1 rRNA gene is annotated in these 1,045 nt (G+C 57.7%); it reads right to left on the bottom strand.

Annotated features, from left to right (window positions below):
- Window positions 1-739: ribosomal RNA gene (locus ACIHFE_RS34530) — 23S ribosomal RNA — on the bottom strand; the annotation flags it as partial.
- Window positions 740-1,045 lie beyond the last annotated feature (306 nt).

Below are 1,045 nucleotides of genomic sequence, written 5' to 3'. Positions count from 1 at the left end.
GGACTCGCTTTCGCTACGGCTTCCCCACACGGGTTAACCTCGCAACACACCGCAAACTCGCAGGCTCATTCTTCAAAAGGCACGCAGTCACGAGATGCACAAGTGCATCCGACGCTCCCACGGCTTGTAGGCACACGGTTTCAGGTACTATTTCACTCCGCTCCCGCGGTACTTTTCACCATTCCCTCACGGTACTATCCGCTATCGGTCACCAGGGAATATTTAGGCTTAACGGGTGGTCCCGCCAGATTCACACGGGATTTCTCGGGCCCCGTGCTACTTGGGTGGCTTCCAAGAGAGCCGCATAGATTTCAGCTACGGGGGTCTTACCCTCTACGCCGGGCCTTTCGCATGCCCTTCGCCTATCCATACGGTTTCTGACTCTCCGACCAGCCGGCAGACTGATCAAGGAAACTCCCACAACCCCGCATACGCAACCCCTGCCGGGTATCACACGCATACGGTTTGGCCTCATCCGGTTTCGCTCGCCACTACTCCCGGAATCACGGTTGTTTTCTCTTCCTGCGGGTACTGAGATGTTTCACTTCCCCGCGTTCCCTCCACACTGCCTATGTGTTCAGCAGCGGGTGACAGCCCATGACGACTGCCGGGTTTCCCCATTCGGACACCCCCGGATCACAGCTCGGTTGACAGCTCCCCGGGGCCTATCGCGGCCTCCCACGTCCTTCATCGGTTCCTGGTGCCAAGGCATCCACCGTGCGCCCTTAAAAACTTGGCCACAGATGCTCGCGTCCACTGTGCAGTTCTCAAACAACGACCAGCCACCCATCACCCCACCCCAACACGGAGCAAGTTCACTGGGACCGGCAACTGAAGGACAAGCTCACGCTCGCACCCTCAGACACCCAACAGCGTGCCCGATCAAACCAGTTCACATCTTGCGTTCCACGCCGAAGCAGTACTAACAGGACACTCACCAAAGATCTGATCGAATAGTCAACGTTCCACCCATGAGCAACCGTGCGAGACATTCGCTCGCAGTCGGCTATGTGCTCCTTAGAAAGGAGGTGATCCAGCCGCACCT

This window comes from Streptomyces sp. NPDC052396 (assembly GCF_044593195.1).
Taxonomy (GTDB): Bacteria; Actinomycetota; Actinomycetes; order Streptomycetales; family Streptomycetaceae; genus Streptomyces.
Note: the sequence above shows the minus strand (reverse complement) of the source record. Positions and strands in the feature narration are given on the sequence as shown.